Origin of the sequence: Chryseobacterium sp. HR92, from assembly GCF_045689405.1 — a bacterium.
Taxonomy (GTDB): Bacteria; Bacteroidota; Bacteroidia; order Flavobacteriales; family Weeksellaceae; genus Chryseobacterium; species Chryseobacterium viscerum_A.
The window spans coordinates 3,514,473-3,532,879 of the sequence record NZ_CP139139.1 but is presented as its reverse complement, the minus strand read 5'-3'; the positions used below and the strand labels follow the sequence as shown (position 1 = coordinate 3,532,879).

General features: G+C 36.8%; 15 protein-coding genes. 11 read left to right on the top strand and 4 right to left on the bottom strand.

The genetic code is table 11. From position 1 onward, the window contains the following. The first annotated feature begins 67 nt into the window (after positions 1-67). Both SFA27_RS15800 and SFA27_RS15795 read left to right on the top strand, forming a co-directional pair. Entirely contained in the window at positions 68-850 is a 783-nt protein-coding gene (locus SFA27_RS15800) for an AraC family transcriptional regulator (protein WP_407293408.1), read from the top strand. Positions 851-1,056: 206 nt separating this feature from the next. Further along, positions 1,057-1,500: an SRPBCC family protein gene (locus SFA27_RS15795; RefSeq protein ID WP_407293405.1), complete on the top strand. Its 444-nt coding sequence runs from the start codon at positions 1,057-1,059 to the stop codon at positions 1,498-1,500. Positions 1,501-1,570: 70 nt separating this feature from the next. On the opposite strand, the gene rplS is transcribed toward SFA27_RS15795, so the two are convergent. Further along, entirely contained in the window at positions 1,571-1,927 is a 357-nt protein-coding gene (rplS, locus tag SFA27_RS15790; protein WP_047376947.1) for a 50S ribosomal protein L19, read from the bottom strand. 293 nt (positions 1,928-2,220) lie between these two features. On the opposite strand from rplS, the gene SFA27_RS15785 reads away from it, so the two are divergent. Then, a complete protein-coding gene (locus SFA27_RS15785; RefSeq protein WP_407293403.1) occupies positions 2,221-4,959 on the top strand; it encodes a fibronectin type III domain-containing protein in 2,739 nt (912 codons plus the stop codon). Between the two features lie 176 nt (positions 4,960-5,135). On the opposite strand, the gene SFA27_RS15780 is transcribed toward SFA27_RS15785, so the two are convergent. Further along, positions 5,136-6,674: a membrane-binding protein gene (locus SFA27_RS15780; protein WP_407293401.1), complete on the bottom strand. Its 1,539-nt coding sequence runs from the start codon at positions 6,672-6,674 to the stop codon at positions 5,136-5,138. Positions 6,675-7,063: 389 nt separating this feature from the next. Between SFA27_RS15780 and SFA27_RS15775 the strand changes: the two genes are divergently transcribed. Beyond that, positions 7,064-7,765, top strand: coding sequence for a CoA transferase subunit A (locus SFA27_RS15775; RefSeq protein WP_047376945.1), 702 nt, complete (start codon positions 7,064-7,066; stop codon positions 7,763-7,765). 49 nt (positions 7,766-7,814) lie between these two features. Here the strand turns inward: SFA27_RS15775 and SFA27_RS15770 are convergent, their stop codons facing one another. Continuing rightward, complete coding sequence (locus tag SFA27_RS15770) at positions 7,815-9,617, bottom strand: ABC transporter ATP-binding protein (RefSeq protein WP_047376944.1); 1,803 nt, start codon at positions 9,615-9,617, stop codon at positions 7,815-7,817. A gap of 122 nt (positions 9,618-9,739) precedes the next feature. Here SFA27_RS15770 and SFA27_RS15765 point away from each other — a divergent pair, with 122 nt between their 5' ends. After that, positions 9,740-10,393 (top strand): CoA transferase subunit B, encoded by a 654-nt coding sequence (locus SFA27_RS15765; protein ID WP_047376943.1) that lies wholly within the window; start codon positions 9,740-9,742, stop codon positions 10,391-10,393. A gap of 364 nt (positions 10,394-10,757) precedes the next feature. On the opposite strand, the gene SFA27_RS15760 is transcribed toward SFA27_RS15765, so the two are convergent. Further along, positions 10,758-11,570 carry a DUF4197 domain-containing protein gene (locus SFA27_RS15760; protein WP_407293398.1) on the bottom strand — a complete coding sequence of 271 codons (813 nt, stop codon included), beginning with the start codon at positions 11,568-11,570 and terminating at the stop codon, positions 10,758-10,760. A 233-nt stretch (positions 11,571-11,803) separates the two neighbouring features. Between SFA27_RS15760 and SFA27_RS15755 the strand changes: the two genes are divergently transcribed. The 6 genes from SFA27_RS15755 (at position 11,804) to SFA27_RS15730 (ending at position 18,362) form a co-directional block, all read left to right on the top strand. After that, positions 11,804-14,068 (top strand): family 20 glycosylhydrolase, encoded by a 2,265-nt coding sequence (locus SFA27_RS15755; RefSeq protein WP_407293396.1) that lies wholly within the window; start codon positions 11,804-11,806, stop codon positions 14,066-14,068. Positions 14,069-14,083: 15 nt separating this feature from the next. Continuing rightward, positions 14,084-14,725 carry a Crp/Fnr family transcriptional regulator gene (locus tag SFA27_RS15750; RefSeq protein ID WP_407293394.1) on the top strand — a complete coding sequence of 214 codons (642 nt, stop codon included), beginning with the start codon at positions 14,084-14,086 and terminating at the stop codon, positions 14,723-14,725. A 253-nt stretch (positions 14,726-14,978) separates the two neighbouring features. Next, on the top strand, positions 14,979-15,761 hold the full coding sequence (locus SFA27_RS15745; RefSeq protein WP_407293392.1) for a sulfite exporter TauE/SafE family protein: 783 nt from the start codon (positions 14,979-14,981) through the stop codon (positions 15,759-15,761). A gap of 84 nt (positions 15,762-15,845) precedes the next feature. Next, positions 15,846-17,270: a rhodanese-like domain-containing protein gene (locus SFA27_RS15740; RefSeq protein WP_407293391.1), complete on the top strand. Its 1,425-nt coding sequence runs from the start codon at positions 15,846-15,848 to the stop codon at positions 17,268-17,270. 11 nt (positions 17,271-17,281) lie between these two features. Next, positions 17,282-17,845 (top strand): YeeE/YedE family protein, encoded by a 564-nt coding sequence (locus SFA27_RS15735; RefSeq protein ID WP_407293389.1) that lies wholly within the window; start codon positions 17,282-17,284, stop codon positions 17,843-17,845. Positions 17,846-17,873: 28 nt separating this feature from the next. Continuing rightward, the gene (locus SFA27_RS15730; protein WP_407293387.1) at positions 17,874-18,362 is read left to right on the top strand and encodes a DUF6691 family protein; all 489 of its coding nucleotides are present in this window, start codon (positions 17,874-17,876) and stop codon (positions 18,360-18,362) included. The last annotated feature ends 45 nt before the right edge of the window (positions 18,363-18,407 follow it).

Below are 18,407 nucleotides of genomic sequence, written 5' to 3'. Positions count from 1 at the left end.
GCAAAGTTTCCAAAATTTCAATGTATATTTATAATGATATAAAAACAAAAAACATCAAAAATAGGACATGGCGGTATTGAAACAGAATGAAGAGTTTGATGCAGATTCTATTCAGAAAAAAGTAATTGGAATAGCTTCTGATATGGTGATGCATGATTCCGGTTTTCATTTTCATACAACGAAAACTCAGTTACTATATGCACCTTCTGGCTGTATGACAGTTACTACTTCTGACATGCAGTTTGTTCTTCCTCCATTCAGAATGCTTTGGATTCCTGCAAACACGGTTCATCGTGTGAATTTCCGGAATATCGTAGCTTATAGATCTGTCTATTTTGATGAAAGTTATTCTGAAAAATATATGAAAGCTGGTCTCAAGGTTCTTCATGTAAATTCTTTATTAAAAGAAATTATAGAAAGGATCTGTTTTTGGGAATGGTTGGAGCTTGATAATGATCAGACTAATCTTTTAAAAGTTTTTTGGGATGAAATGAGTCAGTCTCCGGAAGAAAAGCTGGAGCTTAAAATACCACAGGACAAGCGTTTTAAGAAGCTTTCAGAAGAATGGACTCTGCGTGATGCCATGCCGCCGATGTTGAAAGATCTTGCAGAAAAAGCTGGGGCAGTGGAGAAAACAATCAGCCGTATTTTTAAAAAAGAAACAGGATTATCTTATCAGGAATGGAGACAGCAGTGGCGGTTGCAGCGATCGATTGAACTTTTGGTGGAAGGTAATTCAATAGGAGAAGTTTCTCATATTTTAGACTTTTCATCAGATAGTGCTTTTATAGATTTCTTCAAGAAACAGACGGGTTCCACTCCTTTGCAATATCTCATGAAAAATGAGTAGCCATCAAGGAAAAAAATTGGGAAAATGATGTTTGTAACCAAAGAAAAAATTAAATATTCTTTTAAGTTGTGTACCATGTCAAGGTTTTACACCTTGACATGGTACACATAGTAGTAAAAATTTCTTGTCTTATGCAAAGTCTATTGAAAAGTAATTTGCTTAACATTGGATGTATCAATAGAATAGCTAAATAAAAAATAAAAGATATGAACAATTATACTACTACAATCGAACTCAAAGCTTCGGCAGAGAATATCTATGAGGCTCTTTCTCATCAGATTCCTCTTTGGTGGTCTGAACTGTTTACCGGAGCATCAGCACAGGAAGGAGATGTATTTACGGTAAGATTTGGAGACCATATTCATAAGACAATACGGATAAAAGAAGCAATATCCAACTCAAGATTGATCTGGTCTGTTGAAGATTCACTGATTGCTATACCTGAATTAAAAAATCAGACAGAGTGGATTGGGGCAAGTATCGTCTGGGAAATGGAACAAAAGGAGAACAGCAGTTTGCTGCAGCTTACCCATGTGGGTTTAAATCCGACTGTGGCATGTTATACTATTTGTTCCGGTGGCTGGAATCAATTTATCGGGAGTCTGAAACTCTTTCTGGAAACCGGAACCGGAAATCCTTACAAAAAATGAAAAATATTGAAACAAAAAAAGAGACTGTTTACGTGTAAACAGCCTCTTTTTGTATGTATTGTTGTCTGAATTATTTCTTCTTGTAAGCAGCGTCTTTGATTCTTGCTTTTTTACCTCTAAGGTCTCTGAAGTAGTAAATTCTAGCTCTTCTAACTCTACCTTTTCTGTCAAGCTCGATTTTTTGAAGCGCAGGTAGGTTAATAGGGAATACTCTTTCTACACCTACATCACCACTCATTTTTCTGATCGTGAAAGTTTTTGTAGAACCAGTACCTCTTAATTGGATAACTGTTCCTTTGAAGAACTGAGTTCTTGTCTTTTGTCCTTCTTTAATTTCGTAATACACAGTAATTGTATCACCTGCTTTGAATTCAGGGAATTCTTTTTTAGCAATGTACTTGTCTTGTACGTACTTTAATAAATCCATTATTAATAAAATAAAATGTTAAAGCTAAGCAACTTACACGTTCTTCGTCAGAGGTTGAATAACAGGTTGCAAATGTACAAAATAGTTTTTGAATATGCCAAATAATTAATGTACTAAAAACTATAATTTTTTCATTCCGGTTTTGCTAAAAAATTAACGGTTTCTTTAAAATACCATCAGACAGAGTTTATATGGGAATTCTACTTTTGCCCGAAGTAAAAATCCGGACAACGTTTTTTTAAATTACTGATTCACAACTTAAAACTATATGATATTTTAAAACTAAAGCTATTATGAAACATTATTTCTTCTTTTTTTGTTTCGCGGTCCAGATGGCTTTCGGACAGGTTTTGTTTCCCTATTTACAAAATCCAACCCCGAATTCTATGATCGTCAATTGGAAAACAGCTTCCAATAATGAAACAACCGTGATCTACGGAGATTCTCCAACGAATTTGAATGTGACAGTAACAGGAACCACCAATATCTTTTCTGATACCGGATACAACAACAATTACTATTATCACACGGCAAAGGTTACCAATCTTCAGCCGAATACCAAATACTATTATAAGATAAAAACGGGAACCAGTGAGTCTGCCGTTTACAATTTCAGAACACTTCCTTTGCCGGGACAGGCTGTAACTGCCAATGGAAAGATCCGTTTCCTTATTATGGGTGACAATCAGATCAAAGCTGAACCTAGATATGATACGCTTACGCTGAATGCTTATAAAAAACTAAAGGAAAAATTCGGAGCTGCTTCGGATCCGTCTGATAATATTGCCCTTACTTTTATGGTGGGAGATCAGGTGGATGTAGGAACATTGGATCATTATGAGAATGTTCACTTTAAAAAGAACATCAAGTTATCACCTTATCTGCCTATTCAGACAACAGTAGGAAACCATGAAACCTATGGAACGATGGGAATGAATTCTTACTATGCTCATTTTTATATTGATGAAATTAGTTATAAAGGGATAAGCTCAGGAAATGAAAATTACTATGCTCAGCAGGCTGGGAATGTATTATTCGTAAGTTTAAGCTCTGAACATACGGGATCAGCACAGCAGACCTGGCTTCAGCAGATCTTAACAGCAGCTAACAATGATCCTACAGTAGACTGGATTATTTCTTTGAGCCACAGACCTTATCAGGCTGAGCAATATGTAGGAGATATCTCTACATGGGTAAGAGAAAATGCGGTACCGCTTCTGGTAACCTCTGATAAATACTTAATGCACGTTGGAGCTCACCATCACTTATACCACAGAGGTCAGCTGAAAAATACACCGAACTATCAGATTATCTCCGGAGGAACGGCCTGGGATCAGTATTGGGGAATGTCTAATGAAAAAGATTTTGATGATGTTCAGAAAACTTTGACAGACTGGACCTATCAGATTGTAGAAGTAGATATTCCAACCGGAAAAGTGGATATCGAATGTTATTCCATCGGTGGAGTTTACAACAAGAAAAATAATGTACTGGTAGATTCCTTCCATAGGTATAAAAATCAGCCTAAACCAGCGAAACCATCCATTACAAACAATTTCTCAGGGGCTATCACTTTACCTTTGACATTGAATGGAAGTGCATTTGCTTCTTCAAATAATGAACTGTTGAACACTACACAGTTCCTGATCAGTAAGACATCTAATTTTTCTGTGATTGAAAAAGAATTCTACCGTGATTTTGAAAACTGGTTCGGAAAAGACGGAAACGGAACTCCTGATAAAACCAAAAACCTAAATGATGGAGTAGACATTACAAAAGCCACCTTAGCTGCGAACTCTATTCCAAATGGAATTTATTACGTGAAAACCCGTTACAGAGACAGAAACCTGGAGTGGAGTGACTGGAGTGATGTGAAACAGTTTGAAATCACCGGAAGTGTAGTTTCAAACCCTACATTTACTTTAAATAAAACAGAATATGCCCAAAATGAAGCCATTACCGCTACTTTCACCGGAGGTCCCGGAAACCAGCAGGATTGGGTAGGAATCTATAAAAAAGGACAAACACCGGCCAGTACTACTTCACAAGTGTACAGTTATACTAACGGACAGGTAGCAGGAACGGTTACTTTTAATAATGGTATGGCTAATAAAGGTCAGTATTTTGCCGGATTCTTTGCTAATGGCGGATATACAGAAATCACTCCAAGAAAAAATTTCTATGTAGGGCCGAAAGTTCAGCTGCAAACTACTTCTGATACCTATCCGGTAGGAGGAACAGTTGTCCTTAATTTTACTGACGGGCCTAACTTACAGAAAGACTGGATCGGAATTTATAAAATGGGGCAGACTCCCGGAACTACAGCTTCTATCAAATGGAGCTATGTAACAACTGCATCAGGAACCCTTAATTTCACGGGACTTCCGAAAGGATATTATTACGCGCAGTATCTATTGGAAGACGGATATAACGGAATCGGGGAGAAGGTATTTTTTAAAGTAGGAGATATCGTTACGGATCTTTGGATCAACAAACCGGTATATACTTTGGGAGAAAATATTACAGCTTCATGGACAGATTCTCCGGGAATCATCAAAGATTGGTTAGGAATTTATCCTCAAAGTGTTCAGACTCCGGATGACAACTTCGTTTCTTATACCTATTTTGACGGGGTAACTCAGGGAACAAAAACCATCCAGGGAACAGCAGTACCTGCTACACCAGGAAACTATTATATGGTAATGTTTACCAATGATTCCTATACAGAAGTTTCAAACAGAGTACAGTTCCAGGTAACTTCACCAACATTAGGAACGGAAGAAACAAGAAGTACAGAGAAAAATGTAGTGCTATATCCGAACCCAACCAAACCGGGACAGCCTACTTTTATCAAAAGTGATTACCCGATTGAAAAAATAGAATTGGTTTCAGCTTCAGGAGAACTGCTTTATGTATCGAAAAATATCAATAACCAACGTTTCTCTTTGGTGAATGAGAATCTTCCGGCAGGTGTTTACTTTGTAAAAGTACACGGAAGAAAACTATTTACTTTAAAACTGATTATTCAGTAAGGTAAACGAAATACAATTATAATTTTAGAGACTGCTGGAAATAGTGGTCTCTTTTTTATTGACTGTAAATAATCATAATGTTTACCATAATCATCGTGAAAATCTTTGTCTTCTGTGGCTAAATAAAAAAGCGATTCCAAAAAAATGAAACCGCTTTTGATATATAGATATGGTAATTAGTCAAATGGATAGTACAGATCATCCTCATTGAGTTGAGCCTGACTTTCTGTAGAAGCACTTTCATCCTGTGCATCAGCTAGCGTCTTTATTTCCTGAATAAGTTTTCCATCCGTATTATAAAGTTTTAACAGGATCCATTTTCCGTTGCGTTCAAGCTCTTTAACTCCATCAAATGTTTTCAGCCTGATTTTTCCTGACTGAATAACACCGGCTTTTACAGAAGATTTATTGGAAGGCTTGCCTTTTACATACTGTGTGATTTGTGCTGTGAAATAATAATCTTCACCATCTTCACTGAAAGGTTGGGTAAAAGTATACAAAACAGTGCCTTTCGGATCATAAACAGTTGCTTCATATCCTGTTTGCTTGGCATTCAGCTTTTTTTCATAATTCAGTTTATTAAGACCTTCATAAAAGTTTTTGATATTTACTATAACACCATCCTTATAGAGCGTTTCATTAAAGCCTTCATAAGTGGTACCATTATATGGAATACCATCCTGGTAGGTCAATGTAGATTTCAGCTTTCCATCCGGGGAATAATATTTAATTTCCTGTATGACATCATCTTTTAGAAACTTCTCAGATGATAATTTTTTGTCTTCATCAAAATATTTACTATTTACAATTGAGCCTTTTTCATAGGTGTCAATAGATGAAACCTGTGTATATTCATAGGCCAGCATGTAATCTTCTCCATCCATGGGATTGTAAATGTCATTTTCTTTATCATATTGGTATACAAGATGCCCTATTTTTTTACCAGACTCGTCATAAGTGGTTTTATAACCGTCTTTTTTGTTCATTTTCTGTTCCTGTAAAATCTTCCCGCTCTTGCTATAGATTACACCTTCTTTTACACTGCCGTCTTTTCTGTATTTCTCAATTTTTGAGATCTTCATGGGGCTGGAATAGTAATCCACCATCATATTTTCTCCTGAGCCGGAAGTAGTACTGCTGCCAAGATATTTTCCTTTTTCACCATAATATTTCGTTTCAGTATTACTATCCTTATCAATGATGGTTTCATTTCTGATTCCTTTAATGTCATCATCATAAACGGTTGTTTTTACAGGTGTTGAGTTTTCGTAATCAACCAGAATATTAAAATCAGTTCCGTCCCCCGCATCTTTATAGCTGAACATCTTTCCTGAAAAATTTCCGTCAGCTTTATATACCACATCTTCTGTCAGCCTGCCTTTTGTATCATAAGTCTGAGCCGGGCCAACCTGCAGACCGTTAGAATAAGTGGCAAAATTCTGAACCTTTCCTTCAGGGGTATACCAGGTCACTTTTCCGTCAAAAACTTCACTGTTTGGAGTAATGTCAGAAGCCAGACCTTCCATTTGAAGTTTTCCATCCTTATAGAAGTCTTTGATAAGAGTTAGCTTTCCTTTAGGAATTGTTTCACGGTAATATTCCATGTTATCCTGAGTGGTTTTTTCCCAGTTTTCATCGAAATACGTTTTTTCTTGTGCATACACATTGATGCTGAGTACCAGGGCAAGTAATGCTGAGGTAAATAATTTTTTCATGTTTTTATTTAAAGTTTGATATTTTATATATGATTAATGTGGCAGGTGTTGAAATAAATCTCTGCAGAGATCGAATGGAGCGAAAAGGGCAGGTAATTGTCTGCCGTGAAATAATTTCTACATTAGAATTGTGTTTAAATAATTACTATCCTGAAACAGCAAAACAGGCTGTGATTCTGGATTTGAAGGCTCAAATATAAATCAAATTGATGGAAAATACCACGAAAAATGAACAGACTTGTTCACTTTTATAAATAAGTGTTTGATTATTATAGATTTAAATGATAGAAATAGATTGCTCAAAAAGAGATGAAATTCCGTATCATTTCCTTTCATCGGATATACAAGAAAATTTATTAAATTTAGCCAACAGAAAAATCTAATATTTCATGATAGATAAAAGAGTAAAAAATGCAAAGGAGGCCATCGAAGGAATTAATGATGGAATGACACTGATGCTTGGCGGGTTCGGACTTTGCGGTATTCCGGAAAACTCAATCAATGCTTTGGTAGAAAGCGATGTGAAAGATCTTACCTGTATTTCAAACAATGCAGGAGTAGATGATTTCGGATTAGGATTATTGCTTCACAAAAGACAGATTAAGAAAATGATCTCTTCTTATGTAGGAGAAAATGCTGAATTTGAAAGACAGATGCTTTCAGGTGAACTGGATGTAGAACTTACTCCGCAAGGGACTTTAGCTGAAAAATGCAGAGCTGCTCAGGCAGGAATTCCGGCTTTTTACACACCTGCAGGTTACGGAACTGAAGTAGCAGAAGGAAAAGAAGTAAAAGAATTCAAAGGGAAGCCTCATATCCTGGAGCATGCGTATGATGCAGATTTTTCTATCGTAAAAGCATGGAAAGGAGACCACGCCGGAAACCTTATCTTCAAAGGTTCTGCACGAAACTTCAATCATCCTATGGCAGGTGCTGCGAAGATCACGATTGCCGAAGTAGAAGAATTGGTAGAACCGGGACAATTGGATCCAAACGAAATTCATATTCCGGGAATCATGATTCAAAGAATTTTCCAGGGAGAAAAATTTGAAAAAAGAATTGAGCAGAGAACAGTAAGAACTAAAGAATAAGTTCAAATAATAAACAAAAAAAGCGCTGAAAATATTTTCAGCGCTTTTTTTATGCTTGGGGAGTCAGTGTTTTTCTTTCTCCGATCTGTTGTCTCCACATAGCGTAGTAAAGCCCTTTTTCGTCAATAAGATTGGCGTGGGAACCTGTTTCTACAACCTGTCCTCGTTCAAGAACATAGATTTTATCGGCATGCATAATCGTACTTAAACGGTGTGCAATAAGAACGGTGATTTGTTCTCTTTCTTTGGAAATATCTTTAATAGTTGTGGTAATTTCTTCTTCCGTAATACTATCGAGTGCGGAAGTTGCTTCATCAAAGATCAACAGATGAGGTTTTCTCAAAAGAGCTCTTGCAATGGCAATTCTTTGTTTTTCACCGCCACTCAGCTTCAGACCGCCTTCACCAATCACTGTTTCAATTCCTTTTTCTGCCCTTTCCAGCAATGCTGTACAGCTCGATTTCTGTAAAGCAGCAGCCAGTTCCTGTTCAGTAGCCGCAGGATTTACAAAAAGAAGGTTTTCTTTAATAGTTCCTGCAAATAATTGAGTATCCTGAGTTACAAAACCAATTTGATTTCTCAGCTCATCAAAATCAAATTCCTTCCCATTAATTCCATTGTAAAAGATATTCCCTTCCTGAGGTCTGTACAGCCCAACCAGCAGTTTTACCAGTGTGCTTTTTCCGGAACCACTAGGCCCTACAAAAGCAATAGTTTCTCCGTTTTTGAGATCAAAAGAAATATTATTTAGAGCTTTATACTGAGCAGATTGATGTTTGAAAGAAACGTGTTTGAATTCCAGCTCTTCAATAGCACCAATTTGTTTTGGGTGAAGAGGTTTTTCTTCTACCTCCTTTTTCATTAAACGGTCAAAATTCTGAAGAGAAGCTTCTGCTTCACGATAAGAAATAATGATGTTCCCGATTTCCTGCATCGGCCCGAAAATAAAGAAACCATAAAACATTAAGGATAGATACTGCCCCGGAGTCACAATATTTTTAAAAATTAAATACAATAAAGTCAGGGTAATCATCTGCTGAAGAAAATTCACCATCGTTCCCTGGATAAAACTTAGAGAACGGATGCTTTTCACCTTTCTCAGTTCAAGACCAAGGATCTTATAAGTATTGTTATTTAAACGGATCACTTCCTGGTTTGTCAATCCTAAACTTTTCACAATTTCAATGTTTCTTAAACTTTCTGTAGTACTTCCGGCTAAAGCTGTAGTTTCTGAAACAATATTTTTCTGTATCACTTTTATTCTCTTACTCAATAAATTGGTGACAATGGCGATAAAGAAAATCCCACAGATATAAACCGGCATAATAGACCAATGCAAACGGATTGCATATACCGAAACGAAAATAATACTCACCAGAATTCCGAAGAAAATATTAATGAAATTTGTGATAAATTTTACAGTGTCTTCTCTTACTTTTGTTAAAATGGATAGGGTTTCACCACTCCTCTGATCTTCAAATTCCTGAAAAGGCAATGCCATGGAATGCTTTAAACCGTCTGTAAATATTTTTGCTCCGAACTTTTGGGTAATAACACTTACCACATAATCCTGAAAAGCCTTGGCAATTCTACTCACCATAGCCGTTCCGATAAGCAGCCCAAGGAAATAAAAAGCACCGTGGTATACAGAGCTTCCATATAAATACTCATTCAGGTTTCTGGGCAATAGTTTTTCTTTATCAAAAAAGTTGGGGTGGGTGACCAGCTGGTCCAGAATATTTCCTGTAATAGCCGGGGCAAATAAAGAGAAAACCTGATTGATCGTAGCCAAAAATAAAGAAATGATAATCAGCCACTGATAAGGTTTAAGATATTTGAAAAGTATTTTCATTCTGTTAAAATAATAGAGCAAAATTACAGATATTATTTTAACTAACAGTGTTAATTATTGAACACAACAAAGCTCTTTTGTATTCAAGTGAAAATAATTAAATTGCAGTCTAAGTTTTTATTATGCTTACAAAAGAACAAATTGCCAAAAGAATTTCAAAAGAACTGAAAGATCGTTATTATGTGAACCTGGGAATTGGGATTCCTACTTTGGTTGCCAACTATGTTCCGGAAGGTATTTCCGTAGAATTCCAGAGTGAGAACGGAGTTTTGGGAATGGGGCCTTTCCCTTTCGCGGGAGAAGAAGATGCTGATATCATCAATGCCGGAAAACAGACTATTACTATTCTGGAAGGAGGTTCATTCTTCGATTCTGCCTTCAGTTTCGGGATGATCCGTGGTCAGAAAGTAGACCTTACCATCCTTGGAGCAATGGAAGTTTCAGAAAACGGAGATATTGCCAACTGGAAAATTCCCGGAAAAATGGTGAAAGGAATGGGTGGTGCTATGGACCTTGTAGCTTCTGCTGAAAATATTATCGTTGCAATGATGCACGTAAACAAAGCAGGAGAAAGCAAAATCCTTAAAAAATGTACACTTCCTTTAACTGGTGTAAACTGTGTGAAAAAAGTAGTTACTGAACTAGCTGTTCTGGATGTAACTCCGGCAGGTTTCAAACTGGTGGAAAGAGCACCGGGAGTTTCAGTAGAAGATATTATAAAAGCCACAGAAGCAGATCTGATCATTGAGGGAGAAATTCCTGAAATGCAGTTCTAATCTTATTACAATAAATAATTTTCGGCCTCACAAAGTGAGGCCGAAAATTATTATAAGCGACATAGGACATCGCAGCGTTAAAAAAATAACTCCTATGAACGTTAAGAAAATTCTCCTGTCCGAAGAGCGAGACAAACTTAGAACCGATTAAGAAATAGAGAATTCGCGCAAGTTTAAAATTTTTAGAGAACAGGATTTATTTTTAGCGGAGAGATCCCGGTCTTGAATTTTTGTTTCTTTTGTTTGACTCCGTCGAATCTTCGATTTCAAGACAAAAGAAATTTAAAGCCTAACCAAAAAAGCTGCCTCATCAATGAAACAGCTTTTATATTTTAACAGTTAGTTGTTAATCTAACTTCTTATTTTATTTCCCATCCTGCGCCCCAAACACCTTCTGCAAAATGCTCGTTGTTCTCATTGCAGGTGTATTTCTGATGCCGCTTTCTTTATCGGCTACCATTTTGAATACACCATTGATGGTTTCTGTAGTAACATATTCGTTAAGATCTGTGGTTACAGACTGTCCTGTAAAAGTATTGTATTTTGAAATCAGATTTTTCCAAAGTGTATCAGCACCTACTTTTCCTAATGATGCTTTTACTTTAGGCTGAAAAGCACTGAACAGCTGAGATTGGGTTTTTCCCTGAAGATAACTTGTTGCTGCGTTGTTACTGCCCAATAAAATATTCTTGGCATCCGTAATGGTCATAGAAGTAATAGCATTGGTGAAAATAGGAGCAGCTTCTGTTACGGCATCTTCAGCAGCTCTGTTTAATAATTTTACGCCTTCATCAGCAAGGCTTCCCATACCGATAGAACGTAACGTGGTATCGATCTTTCTTAATTTTTCAGGCATTAAAATTTTTACTGCTTCATTTTTGAAAAAACCATCTGTAATTGCCAGTTTTTTGACTCCATCCGTTACTCCCATGCTTAAGGCTTCTTTTAATCCTGAAGAAATCTGGGTGGAGGTAAGGTTTCCCAGATTGGCAGAAGATTTAGGGGTTTGGCTGGAAGTTGTTGTCGTGGTAGTGGTTTTAGTCCCGTTATTTTTTACAGGAACATTCAGGTCTACGCCTGTTTTATCTTTAACGGTAGATTTTATGATATCTAAAAGTTGTGCCTGTGTAGACATTGAGAATAATAATCCGGCTATAAGAAAAAAGTTTTTTTTCATCGTATTTTTTTACAAATTTAAATCTTTTAATTTTTTTAAGTCGTTTAAGTTGATCAAAAAATAAACCATAGTGTACAGAATATAATAGAACAATATCTAAGAAAATAATTTGGCAAACTGTAAATTGTCCACTCACAAGAATTTAAACAATTGAAAATGTCTAAATTTTGTTTTAAAAAGACTCCAGGAGTTTTGAAAATTAATTATCTTAGCTCAAACCTTAATTCCATCCAATGATACGGACTTTTTTAGTATTTTTTGTATTGATTTCAAACGTAATTTTTGCTCAAAATAAATTGAATATAATTCCTTACCCTCAAAAAGTTCAACTTTCACAGGGAGAGTTTGTAATCCCTAAAACTTTTGTATTAAGTGGTGATCTCCCGAAAGAGGAGACAGAATATTTCAAAAAACAAATAGGCTCTCACTTAGAATTTCAATATGCTCAGAAGGGTGGCGGGATTCATTTAACGAATTCGATAATTCCTCCCGCTTCGAAAGCAGAAACTGAGCAGAAGAAAGAATACTATTCAATAGAAATCTCTCCAAAGCAAATTCATATTAAGTCTTATACTAAACAAGGATATTTTCTGGCTCTTCAAACTTTAATTCAGATTATTGAACAGTATAAAGATGGTAAGAAAATTCCAGCAATGACAATTGAAGATCAGCCAAAATTTGCTTGGCGTGGAATGCACCTGGATGTGTGCCGTCATTTTTTCACGGTGGAAGAGGTGAAGCAGTATATCGACTATCTGGCGATGTATAAACTGAATACTTTCCACTGGCATTTAACAGATGATCAGGGATGGAGAATTGAAATTAAAAAATATCCAAAACTGACTCAGATAGGTTCAAAACGTAAAGAATCCATGATCGGGGCTTATGTTGACAATACATTTGACGGAAAGCCTTACGGACCTTATTTTTATACTCAGGAACAAATAAAAGAGGTGGTAAAATATGCTCAGGACAGACATATCACAGTAGTTCCGGAAATCGAAATGCCGGGGCATGCTTTAGCCGCATTATCTGCATATCCTGAGTTGGCCTGTACAAAAGGGCCTTTTGAACCTGCTACAAAATGGGGTGTTTTTGATGATGTTTTCTGCCCGAAAGATGAAACATTTACATTCCTGGAGAATGTTTTGGATGAAGTGATCAAGTTATTCCCATCCCAATACATTCATATTGGCGGTGACGAGTGTCCGAAGACGAGATGGAAAGAATGTGCACACTGTCAGGAATTGATTAAGAAAAACAATTTAAAAGATGAGCATGGCTTACAAAGCTATTTTATTCATAGAATTGAAAAATACGTCAACAGCAAAGGCCGAAAAATTATTGGCTGGGACGAAATTTTGGAAGGAGGATTGGCCCCTAATGCCGCTGTAATGAGCTGGACGGGTGTAAACGGAGGTATTGAAGCTGCAAAATCAAAACACTTTGCCGTAATGACACCGGGTGCATATTGCTATTTCGACCATTATCAGGGCGATCCGCAGTCTGAGCCTAATGCTTTTGGAGGGTTTACTCCTTTAGACAAAGTATATTCTTACAATCCTATTCCTTCCGAACTGAATGCAGAGCAGGCCAAATACATTATGGGAGTTCAGGCTAATCTGTGGACAGAATATATTTTAGACTTCAAGCAGGTACAGTACATGATTTTCCCAAGATTAATGGCACTTTCTGAAGTGGGGTGGGGAACATCAGACCCTAAAAATTATAAAGAATTTGAAAACAGAGTAATCAGCCAGTTTAAAGTTCTGGATAATATGAAGGTGAACTATGCAAAAAGTATTTATAATATCACCGGAAAAGTAATTCCGTCAAATAACGGGATTGCTTACGAATTGTCAACATCACAGAATTCAAATGGGATCAGATATACTTTGGATGGAACAGATCCTTCTATCAGTTCTAAAACGTATCAGAATGCAGTTCATATTCCTAATTCTTTAACGATAAAATCTGCTTATTTTGAGGACGGTCAGTTGAAAAGCGCTGTTTCTACACAGCAGTTTACCATTTCAAAAACCACAGGGAAAAGCATAACACTAGAGCAGCAACCGAGTGAAAATTATTCTTTTGGAGGGGCTTTTACCTTGGTAGACGGGATTATCGGAAATGTAAAGCAGCTTGGTAAAACATGGCTCGGTTTCCAGGGAAAAGATGTTGTAGCAACCATAGATTTTGGCCAGAAAACAGGCTTTTCAGAAGTTTATTTTAATACCCTTGAAAATAAAGGAAGCTGGATTCACCTTGCTAAATCTGCAAAAATCTTCGTTTCTGATGATAACAGGAATTTTAAAATGATTAAAGAAATCGGAACGGCAGAGATCCAAAATGCCAAAGGAAAAATCAGATTGAATGTAGGAACCCAAAATGCAAAATATCTGAAGGTAAGTATTGAAAATGCAGGGATTATTCCGGCTGGAAACCCGGGAGCGGATTCAAAGGCATGGTTGTTTGTAGATGAAATTGGCGTAAATTAGCTTAATTAGAAAAAAATGCAGGACGATACCATACTCTCTTCAGAATTTTCATCATCACCGGACCTGGTAGAAAAGCTGTATCAATATGGGACAACCAAAAACTACCATGAAGGAGATATTATTTTAGATGAAAATGCTTCTATCCGTTCCATTCCTATTGTTATGAAAGGAATGCTGAAAGTTATCAGGACTGAAGAAGACGGACGTGAAATTTTACTATACTACATCAAAGCGGGAGAAAGCTGTATCATGTCTTTTCTTGGAGGAATGCATAATGAAAAAAGCATTGTAAAAGCCGAGATTGAGGAAGATGCTGAAATCCTTTTTCTTCCTGTAGACAAAGTGTCTTTATTTATCAAGGAACACCCGGAATGGTTAGACTATATTTTCAGATTATATCATAAAAGATTTGAAGAACTATTGGATATCATCAATGCCATTGCTTTCAAAAAAGTAGATGAAAGACTGTTGAATCTGCTTCAGAAAAAATCTGAACTTACCCATTCTGAAACCATCAACACAACTCATGAACAGCTTGCGAATGAATTGGGAACGGCAAGAGTAGTAGTTTCCAGACTTCTCAAGCAACTGGAAGAAGACGGAAAACTAAAGCTTGGCAGAAACAAAATTACCCTCCTGAAAACCCTCAATTCATAATATTTACCTCAATTTCATAAAAGGTAGACATATTCCTCTTCTCTGGAGGGGTGGCAAAAAATCAGAGAATTTTTGACGGGGTGGTCAACCTATCATTTGTAAACCAAAGGAAAACCAACCTCGGATAATTTCCTTGTGCCCTTTGTGAACATATTAGTGTTCATTCGTGTTAAATCTTCCCTTATGTAACAAAAGTAGCTGTATACTTTCATTCACTTTCCCATTTTTGCATCAGAATTATTTGAATAGTGAAATGGAAATTATAGGGTATGCAGCAGCAGTTTTAATTGGGGTGTCACTCGGTCTGATCGGAGGTGGAGGAAGTATTCTCACCGTTCCCGTTCTGGTTTATCTCTTTGGAGTTGATGTCTTTCTGGCAACGGAATATTCCCTTTTTATAGTGGGAGTAAGCAGTTTGGTGGGATCAATGTCATATTTTAAAAAAGGTTTGGTCGATTTTAAAATGGCGTTGATATTCGGAATTCCTTCTGTGGTTTCCATTTTTCTGACCAGAATATATCTTCTCCCTTTCATTCCGGAAGAGGTAATTAAAATACAGAACTTTACCATCACCAGAGACATTTTTTTATTATTGATTTTTGCTGGACTGATGATTCTGGCTTCTTATAAAATGATAAAAAGCAATGTTTCAGAAAGGACTACAGATAAGAATAATGCTTTGCTGGCAGCTGGGCAGGGTTCTATTGTAGGTATTCTAACCGGATTGGTGGGTGCAGGAGGTGGTTTTATGATTATTCCGGCATTGGTCAATCTTTTAAAAATTCCAATGAAGATGGCGATTGGAACTTCTTTAGTCATTATCTCCATCAATTCTTTAATAGGCTTCTTTTCTTCCGTAAATCACGTAAAAATAGAATGGAAATTATTGATTTCTATTGCCACAATTGCCATTGCAGGAATTATAATAGGCTTACAATTATCAAAAAAGGTAGATGGCAAAAAGCTGAAACCTGCATTCGGATGGTTTATCCTGATCATGGGTATTTATATTATCACCAAAGAAATATTCTTTTAAATCTCTTGTGTAACAAAAGTAGCTGTAGAGGGAAAAAGAAAGCAGGAGATTTGTATCCGATAACAATATCAAAAAATAAATAATATGAAAATAGAACAGATTTATACAGGATGCCTGGCACAGGGAGCTTACTATATCACTTCAGCCGGAGAAGCGGCCATCATTGATCCTTTAAGGGAAACACAACCTTATATCAACAGATTAGAAGAAGATGGAGTACAGTTGAAATACATTTTTGAGACCCATTTTCATGCTGATTTTGTCAGCGGGCATCTTGATTTAAGCCATAAAACAGGTGCCCCGGTTGTGTATGGACCGACCGCAAATCCTGAGTTTGAAGCTATTATTGCAGAAAATGAGCAGATATTTGAAATAGGTGATATTAAAATTAAAGTTCTTCATACACCTGGGCACACTCTTGAGAGCTCATGCTATCTCCTGATTGATGAAAATGGCGTTGAAAAAGCACTTTTTAGCGGTGATACTTTATTCCTTGGAGATGTAGGCCGTCCGGATCTGGCACAGAAGGGAACGAATATGACTCAGGAAGAACTGGCAGGACTTTTATACGACAGTTTGTACCATAAAATCTTGCCTTTACATGATGATATTATTGTATATCCTGCTCATGGAGCCGGCTCTGCCTGTGGTAAAAATATGCAGAAAGAAACGGTAGATACCCTGGGAAATCAGAAAAGGACCAATTATGCTTTGAATCAAAAAGACAGACAGAGTTTTATAAAAGAAGTAACAGATGGACTTTTACCTCCTCCTGCTTATTTTGGAATGAATGTGATGATGAATAAAAAAGGATACAGCAGCTTTGATGAAGTGCTTTCACAGGGACTACATGCACTGTCTCCGGAACAGTTTGAGGAAATTGCTGAAGCTTCAGGAGCTTTAATTTTAGATGTAAGAAACAACAGTGAATTTGCCAAAGGTTTTATCCCCCAATCAATAAATATAGGTCTGGATGGTGATTTTGCCCCTTGGGTGGGCGCTTTAATTGCAGATGTGAACCAATTGATCCTGCTTGTAACAGAAAAAGGAACTGAAGAAGAAGCTGTAACAAGATTAAGCAGGGTAGGATTCGATCATATTTTAGGGTTTTTGGATGGTGGTTTTAAAGCCTGGGAAAAGGGTGGAAAAGAAACAGACTTTGTCAACCGTATTTCTGCAGAACAGTTTGAAACCGAAATAAAAGGAAAGGAAGTAAAAATCGTTGATATAAGAAGAGAAAGCGAATATAATGCAGAACATATTCATGAAGCCTACAGCATGCCTTTAGCATATATTAATAAATGGATTAACGGATTACGAACAGAAGAGCATTTTTATATGCATTGTGGAAGTGGGTATAGAAGCATAATGGCCGCAAGTATTCTTCAGGCAAGAGGTTACAGGAATTTTACAGAAATTGAAGGAGGATTTAAAGCCATTGCATCCACAACAAATATTCCTACAAGTGATTTTGTGTGTCAGACTAAAATTTTAAATAAATTAGATTAAAAAAAGAAGAAATGTTGGAGATTATAAAAGAACCGTGGCCATGGTATATTGCAGGCCCATTGATTGGACTTACCGTTCCAGCCTTATTATTGATGGGAAATAAATCCTTTGGAATCAGTTCATCGCTTAGACATATCTGTGCGGCATGTATACCTGCCAATGTGAATTTTTTCAAGTACGACTGGAAAAAAGAAGCCTGGAATTTATTTTTTGTCCTGGGAATTTTCTTCGGTGGAATGATTGCTGCCAATTTTTTGCTTAATCCAAATGCAATAACAGTAAATCCCAGTCTGAAAGCCGAACTTGCAGGCTACGGAATCACAGATTACAGTAATCTGGTTCCGGGACAGCTGATGAGCTTTGAAAGTTTGTTAACCTTGAGAGGATTTATCACAATGGTTGTTGGCGGTTTTTTAGTAGGTTTTGGAACAAGATACGCAGGAGGTTGTACCAGCGGACATGCTATCATGGGACTTTCCAATTTGCAGTGGCCTTCTTTGGTAGCAACAATCTGCTTTATGATAGGTGGCTTTTTAATGGCCAATCTTATTCTGCCAGTGATCCTTTCCCTGTAAGTTTAATTTTTAAAATGAATCTGAAATAATGATAAAAGAAAAAGAACAGAACATACATCAGCAGGATACTTTTTGTGTGAATGAAAATACGGTTACTCATCAATGGTATCATAACCTGAAGTACCTTGCTGCAGGAGTTATATTCGGGATTATATTTGTGAAAGCAGAAGTGATTAGCTGGTTCAGAATACAGGAAATGTTCCGTCTGCAGTCTTTCCATATGTACGGAATCATCGGAAGTGCTGTATTGGTAGGAATGATTTCTGTGTGGCTGATTAAAAAATTCAAAATAAAAACAATATACGACGAACCCATTACATTGACCCCTAAGAAGTTCAACAAAGGTCAGATTTACGGAGGATTGATATTTGGTTTTGGCTGGGCCATTACCGGAGCTTGTCCAGGACCTCTTTTTGCCCAGATCGGAACAGGGGCTTTGGCAGTATCTGTTACGCTGCTGAGTGCTGTTGCAGGAACATGGGTATATGGATATTTCAGAGACAAATTACCTCATTAATACCTTAAAAAAAGACTGTAGAAAATAATCTGCAGTCTTTTTAAG